The following is a 7,216-nucleotide window of genomic DNA, read 5'->3' on the forward strand; positions in this document are numbered from 1 at the left end:
GTGTGTCGCGCGATAGCGTTGAGTCTCACGAAAAATTCATCGCTAAGTACAATTTGCATATTCCTCTGATTAGCGACAGTGATGAGAAATTATGCCAATATTTTGATGTAATTAAAGAAAAAAATATGTATGGCAAAGTTAGCTTAGGCCTTGTACGTTCAACCTTTGTCTTTAATAAAAATGGCACGTTCACCCATGCACAGCGCAATTTACGCGCAGCCGGCTATACCGAACGCTTACTTGCCACGCTCGCGCCCTAATATTTTTATGATTATTTGGCAATTTTATTTATCTCTATCGACTACGATAAAACCTTTTTTTTGAGAGTAATATGAATCAACAGACTGACAGCACCGACGATAATAACACTGTTAAAAAAGCGACGCGCAAGGTATCGGTGGCGGTCATCGGCGCCGGTACCGCCGGTCAAAACGCCTTTCGCCAAGCCAGAAAACTAAAAGACGACGTCCTCATTATTAATGACGGCTATTGGTCAACGACTTGTATTGCCGTCGGCTGTATGCCGAGTAAACTTCTCATCGCTGCTGCCGATCGCGCCCATGACACCAACCATTCTGGCGAGTTTGGCATTCATGCTACTGCTCAAATAGATGGCAAACAAGTGATGGAGCGGGTTCGCGCCGAACGCAATCATTTTGCCAGTTACGTGCAACAGCAAGTGGAAAGCTGGCCTGCTGAGACAAAAATAGCGGGTCGCGCTTACATCAATCAACAAGGTCTTATTGAGGTCAATGATGAACTCATCGAAGCCGATAAAATTATCGTGGCGACTGGTAGTAAGCCGTTTATCCCCGATAATTGGGCTGATAAACTCGGCAAAACCTTATTGACTTCTGACACTGTTTTTGAGCTGGCTGATTTACCAAATTCACTAGCCGTAGTCGGCGCAGGTGCTATCGGCTTGGAGCTTGCGCAAGCCTTTACGCGTTTGGGTGTCGAGGTCACGCTTTTTAATCGTGACAAACGCGTCGCTGGTTTAAAAGATGAGGATATCAGTAACAAAGCCATTGATTGCTTAAATCGTGAGCTGACCATGCATTTGGGCAGCAAGATTAACGATGTCGGTCAGCAAGCAGTAGATAACGAAGGCACAGCGGCTTTTATCGATTACGAAGACAGCGCTGGTGAAGCGCGCCAGTGGCAGGGCGAGTATGTACTGGTCGCTACGGGCCGACGCAATAATATCGCTGCCCTAGGCGTTGAAAACCTAGGCGTTGAGCTTGATGACAAAAATCGTCCAAAGCAGCTCGATAAAAAAACGGGTAAAATTGGCAATTTAGAAGTTTATATTGTTGGTGATGCTAATGCCAATCTGCCTTTATTACACGTTGCCAGTGATGAAGGTTTTAGTGCGGGTAGTATGGTCTGTAACAACAATAGCGATGCTTATATCCGCCCAACTGCCGCGCCGTTTTCTATCGTCTTTTGCTCACCACAAATCGTCAATGTCGGCATGTCGCTACCTGAAATACAAGCCGATCCAGAGCTTGAATATGTGATTGGAAAAGCCAGCTTTGATAATCAAGGTCGTAGCCGCGTGATGGGTGTCAATTGCGGTCTACTGCACATTTATGGTTGCAAAAAGACAGATAGAATCTTGGGCGCAAGTATGGTTGCCCCTGACGCTGAATATATCGGTCATATATTGGCGATGGCGATTACCAATGATATGAGTATTAAAGACATGCTCGATACGCCTTTTTATCATCCGACGATACTAGAAGGTCTGCGTACGGCGTTACGTGATGTGCAGCGTATGATGAAAATTCCTTATCAGTATCACGATACTCAAGAAGGGACTTTTTAATCGACTGATAAATCTATTTTATTGACATTATCTTTATTAAAATTAACGTTAATATGGTCTAAGCTATTACGCGCAGCTAAGCTCAGATCGAAAATGAGCTGCGCGGTTTACGCTGATTGTTCCTTAAAAATTCAGCGTTAAAACTTTATTATTAGATGATTTTATAGCTGAATTATCTTAGTATAAGCTCTTTTTACGATTCATTTGATGTAGACCCAAACTTTGCATGGATAAAACAATGGCAATCGCTGGTATTACTGACTTCTTTCGAGAGATTGTTCGCGACTTACACACCAGCCTATATATTGCTATCGGCGGCTCCATCGAAGAAGACTCACTCGACTGGACTTCTAAATCAGTAGAACTGGTGAGCACGGCCATCAAAATCCTAATACTGCTGGCAGTATTGGGATTTTTTTATTGGCTCGCCATCTATCTTATAAAGAAAAGCAAAAGCCGCATTGGTCTTAATGAGCGCCGCTCCAAAATCGCCCGCTCGGTATTACGCTATATTTGGATAGTCAGCAGTTTAATCGCTATTATGAGTCAGCTAAGCTTTGAACCAGATACGGTCAAAGCCACAGCCAAAGCCAGTACGTGGGCAGGAATTTACTATGTGCTATGGGCGTCATCTGGACAAATTATACATAAGGTTTTACAGCATTACGGTCTAAACGCCTCTATTGAACAGCTGCTCAAAAATATTTTATCGGTGCTATTATTGGTATTCGGTCTTGCCAGCGTCATGGCACAATTTGGCTTTGATATCGTATCTTTGGTAGCAGGTTTGGGGATTGCTGGTATTGCCGTGGGTTTTGCCGCCCAATCGACGCTTGCTAACTTTATCGCTGGCATTACCATTTTACTTGAACAGTCCTTTCAAGTCGGTGACTGGGTCAACATCAATGACAATGAAGGGCGAGTTGTGGTCATCGCTTTACGCACGACCCATATTTTGACCCGCGATAACATTACCGTCATCATCCCCAACTCCAATGTCGCCTCATCAGTGGTCACCAATTTAACCTCAAAAAACTTTATTCGTTTCGATATTCGCATGCGCATCGCTTTTGAAGATGATGTCGATAAAGCGCGCGAAGTCATTTTACAAGTCTTATCTGATAGTGAAGTAGTACTCAAGCGCCCTGAAACCTCAGCGACGGTAGACGAGATTGGCGAATATGGGGTGTTTTTTGTTATCCGTTTTTGGGTCAAGCCCGCCGCCGTTGCGCGTATGCCAAAGATTAAAGAAGCCTTGACGGAAAATATCAAACGCGCCTTTGATGAGGCAAATATCTCAACCCCCTACCCGCATATGCGCCTGCTGATGCCAAAAAATGTCGATTCTCCTATCGACACCAAATCCTTTGCAACCACGACTAAACTGATTACTGAAGACAACTCATTAAAAAAAGATGCTGAATAACGGCTCGATAATTTCAAAACCCAGTAAGTCGTCATTTTTTCAACGTAGCTTTTAAACACAGCACCATAAACACAGCACTATAAACACTGCCACTTTAAACTATCCACTTCGTAATTATGGTAAAATTGCCAGTTAAACCTCATAATTTTAAGCCTCAAGATTTTAAACATCAGCGTTTTGAGGTGCATTATTTATCAATTTAGCCCACAGGTAACCGTATGACCGAAACCACCACGCCCAACTCCTTATCAACCGCTGCAGCCGAGTTGTCGCTTGACCTTATTATTACTTGTGCCGATGGGCTTGAAGCACCGCTACAAATTGAGCTAAGCAGCTTTGGCATTGCAAGCGAAATCAAAAGTACGGGACGCTTGTCGGTCACCGGTAGCTTGCGCGACCTATATACCATCTGTTTATGGTCGCGGGTGGCGTCGCGGGTATTGATGCTGATTAAACGTAAAAACATCAATACTGAATACGATGTGGCAGAACAGCTGTATGGCTTGGCAAAATCGGTCAATTGGACCGAGCAATTTAGCTTAGAGCAGACGTTCGCCATTCGTCTGTCTGTTGATAAGCGCGTTGCCGTCAGTCAACAATTTGCCATGCTGCGTATCAAAGATGCGATTGCCGATACCTTTAACGAAGTGTATGACAGCCGTCCTAACGTCGATAGTAAAAATCCCGATTTTTCAGTATTTGCGACGGTCAATGACAAGCAAGCTGAGCTATATTTAGATTTATCAGGTACCAGTTTGCACCGCCGTGGCTACCGCGTTGCCATGACCGAAGCGCCGCTAAAAGAAAACTTGGCGGCGGCGCTACTTTATAGCGCAGGTTGGCATAAAAAGAATGATGCTGGTAATGCCCCTTTTTATAATGCCTTAATCGACCCGATGTGCGGCTCTGGTACTTTCATCATTGAAGCGCTACTCATGCATTGCGATTATGCTGTGGGTATCGATAAAGCGGCCAATCAATTTGGCTTTTATCAATGGCAACATCATGATGAAGCGCTATGGCTGCAAATGATTGATGATGCGCAGACGCGTTTTCGTGAAGCCTTGGAGATTATCAACGAACAACCTGATACATTGCCGCTTGTTTTGGGATTCGATGCCGATAGTGGGGCAATTCTCGCGACAGAAAAGAACTTGATTGCCGCAGGTTTGCAGGATTTATTGCCGCTACTTGACCTTGAAACGCGCGCCCTTAATCAGCTCAGCCACGTTTTAAAGCCATTAGCCGATGATGGCCGCTTAAGTAATCCTTTGGTCATTACCAACCCACCTTACGGTGAGCGCTTGGGCGATGAAGATATGATTAAGCCGCTATATCAAGCGCTTGGGCTTATTTTGCAAGACAGCTTTGCGGGTAGTGGCGTCAATCCGATGCTTGGTATCTTGGCAGCCAATGTCGAACAGGTTGATATCTTGCCCATTAAAGAGCCAAAAACCTTGCGCTGCCATAATGGGGCAATCACGGTTTATTTCCGCTACGGTACCTTGATTGCTGGGCAAACAGGCAGCCTCATTAGTCGCTTTGAGAAGCGCGAGATTGCCGTGGAAGAAGGCCAAGACTTTATTAATCGCTTGCAAAAAAATCTGGGCAAACTTAAAAGACTCGCTAGCAAAGACACTGTCAGCAATATTCGCGTATACGATGCTGACTTGCCTGACTTTAAAGTGGCGATTGATTTGTATGGCGATTACGTACACGTACAAGAATACGCGCCACCAAAGACCATTCCGGTAGAGACCGCGAAAAAACGTTTTAATTTGGCCTTGATGGGCATTCGCGAAGTGCTCAATATTAACCGCGAACAAGTTTTTATCAAAACTCGGGCACGCCAATCGGGCAATGACCAATATAGCAAGCAAGGCAGTAGCGAAAAACGCGGTAAATTTTATGTTGCGCGCGAAAATGGCGCCTATCTGTACGTCAATTTTACCGATTACCTCGATACGGGCTTGTTTATTGACCACCGCAATATGCGCGCCCGTATCAAAGACAACAGCCGCGGCAAATCGGTGCTGAACTTATTTGCTTATACTTGTACGGCGAGCGTCCACGCAGCACTGGCTGGCGCGAAAAAAGTCACCAGTGTGGATTTGTCGCAAAACTATCTCGATTGGGGCAAGCAGAACTTTGCTTTAAATGGTTTAAATGTCAGCAGCAATAAATATCAATTCGTTGCCGCTGACATTTTTGAGTGGATTAAGGGTAATACGGAACAATTTGATATTATCTTTATCGATCCGCCAACTTTTTCAAACTCGAAAAAGTTCCAAGGTACCTTTGATGTCCAGCGTGACCATGCTGCCCTTATTAATCGTGCGATGAACCGCTTAACCTCTGATGGCGTGTTATATTTTTCCAACAACTTCACGCGCTTTGAGCTCGATGAGCAATTAACCGAACGCTATGACATTATTGATATCACGCCACAAACGATAGGTTTTGATTTTAATATCAAAAAGCCGATTCATCAAAGTTTTGAGATTCGCCATCGTTAGAGATGCTTGGTTAAATATAAAAGCAGCATTTAAACCTTGTCTTTTCCAGTCCGTCTTGGCGTAAACATAACTATGACCCAATCAGCTTTGATTGGGTCATTTTTTGTTGCTATGATAGAACGTTCCTAGCAACCCTTAAGCGACAGATTTTTAACCGCTTTAATCCCACTTTTGCTAGCGTTTTGATTGATATAACCAAACTATCAAACCCTTAATCACTCTAATAACAAGGATAATCTCATGGCTTTATCATTAAATAAAGGCGGTAATTTATCGCTCACCAAAACTGACCCAAATTTAACCAAGCTACTTATCGGTCTTGGTTGGGATGAGCGCGCAACCTCTGGCGCTGAGTTCGACCTTGATGCCAGCGTGTTTTTGCTAAATACCGCTGGTAAAGTACGCGGCGATCATGACTTTATTTTTTACAACCAGCTAAAATCTGACAATGGTGCAATCGAGCATACTGGCGACAACCGTACTGGCGAAGGCGACGGCGATGATGAGGTCGTCAAAGTAAACCTGACCCAAGTGCCTGCTGATATCGATAAAATCGTCGTCACGGTCACCATTCATGATGCTGCTGCCCGTAGCCAAAACTTTGGCCAAGTCGCCAACGCTTTTATCCGTGTGGTTAATGAAGAAACAGGCACAGAAGTGGTACGTTTTGACTTAGCAGAAGATTACTCTGTTGAAACGGCAATGGTGTTTGGCGAAGTTTATCGTCATAACGGTGAGTGGAAATTCCGCGCCGTTGGTCAAGGCTATTCAGGCGGCTTACAAGCCATGTGTCATCAGTATGGCGTCAATATCTAACTCGATATTAACCTCTGCCAACAACTTAGCCCATACTAAAAACAATGCATAAATATAAACACCGCCGAAACTTAGGGCAATATGGCAGCGCTATCCCTTGCCATTCTGCCAGTAAAATATGGTTGCAAAATAGTCACAATTATTTCTAGCTAAAAGACTGGTAATGCTTTAAGTTTCGTTTAAAATTAGGCAAAAAAGTGGTTAGCGATAACCACTTTTTTTGTGGTTTGTGTTTATAATAGACCGACTTTAGCTTTATGCAACCAGACAGGATATGTCATGAGACATTTTTATTTAGACTTTATCTTCACCATTATTGCCCTAGCAGTCGCGGCATGGTGGGGATATTCACACGGCGGTATAGGCGGTATGATAACCACCTTATCTATTACCGCTATTTTGGCCGTCATGGAGATTTCATTATCCTTTGATAATGCGGTGGTCAACGCCTCAGTCCTCAAAGGCTGGGACGAATTTTGGAAAAAGATATTTTTAACCGTTGGTATTTTAGTTGCTGTATTTGGGATGCGCTTGGTATTCCCAATCGTTATCGTAGCAGTGACGGCTGACCTTGGGGTTATGCAAGTGGTCGATTTGGCCTTAAACGATCCTAAAGAATACTCAGCTAGA

6 protein-coding genes are annotated in these 7,216 nt (G+C 44.0%); all 6 read left to right on the top strand.

All coding sequences use genetic code 11. The features are described 5' to 3' along the window. Positions 1 to 260, top strand: a 260-nt coding sequence (locus tag V7D75_RS04935; protein WP_333613653.1) for a redoxin domain-containing protein, incomplete at its 5' end; no start/stop codon positions are given. Between the two features lie 71 nt (positions 261 to 331). Beyond that, complete coding sequence (locus V7D75_RS04940) at positions 332 to 1,828, top strand: dihydrolipoyl dehydrogenase (protein ID WP_333613654.1); 1,497 nt, start codon at positions 332 to 334, stop codon at positions 1,826 to 1,828. 238 nt (positions 1,829 to 2,066) lie between these two features. Continuing rightward, positions 2,067 to 3,254, top strand: coding sequence for a mechanosensitive ion channel family protein (locus V7D75_RS04945; RefSeq protein ID WP_333613655.1), 1,188 nt, complete (start codon positions 2,067 to 2,069; stop codon positions 3,252 to 3,254). Positions 3,255 to 3,472: 218 nt separating this feature from the next. Further along, a complete protein-coding gene (gene rlmKL / locus V7D75_RS04950; protein ID WP_333613656.1) occupies positions 3,473 to 5,770 on the top strand; it encodes a bifunctional 23S rRNA (guanine(2069)-N(7))-methyltransferase RlmK/23S rRNA (guanine(2445)-N(2))-methyltransferase RlmL in 2,298 nt (765 codons plus the stop codon). Between the two features lie 240 nt (positions 5,771 to 6,010). Further along, positions 6,011 to 6,586 (top strand): TerD family protein, encoded by a 576-nt coding sequence (locus V7D75_RS04955; RefSeq protein WP_333613657.1) that lies wholly within the window; start codon positions 6,011 to 6,013, stop codon positions 6,584 to 6,586. Positions 6,587 to 6,865: 279 nt separating this feature from the next. After that, positions 6,866 to 7,216: DUF475 domain-containing protein (locus V7D75_RS04960; RefSeq protein WP_333613658.1), on the top strand; the 351-nt coding region annotated here is incomplete at its 3' end.

It is taken from the genome of Psychrobacter sp. (assembly GCF_036731945.1).
Lineage (GTDB): Bacteria > Pseudomonadota > Gammaproteobacteria > Pseudomonadales > Moraxellaceae > Psychrobacter.

What these genes read in the sequence shown, in the direction of transcription:
- V7D75_RS04945 (WP_333613655.1), top strand. Translation starts at nt 2,067, where the DNA reads ATGGCAATCGCTGGTATTACTGACTTCTTTCGAGAGATTGTTCGCGAC.
- V7D75_RS04940 (WP_333613654.1), top strand. Translation starts at nt 332, where the DNA reads ATGAATCAACAGACTGACAGCACCGACGATAATAACACTGTTAAAAAA.
- V7D75_RS04955 (WP_333613657.1), top strand. Translation starts at nt 6,011, where the DNA reads ATGGCTTTATCATTAAATAAAGGCGGTAATTTATCGCTCACCAAAACT.
- rlmKL (WP_333613656.1), top strand. Translation starts at nt 3,473, where the DNA reads ATGACCGAAACCACCACGCCCAACTCCTTATCAACCGCTGCAGCCGAG.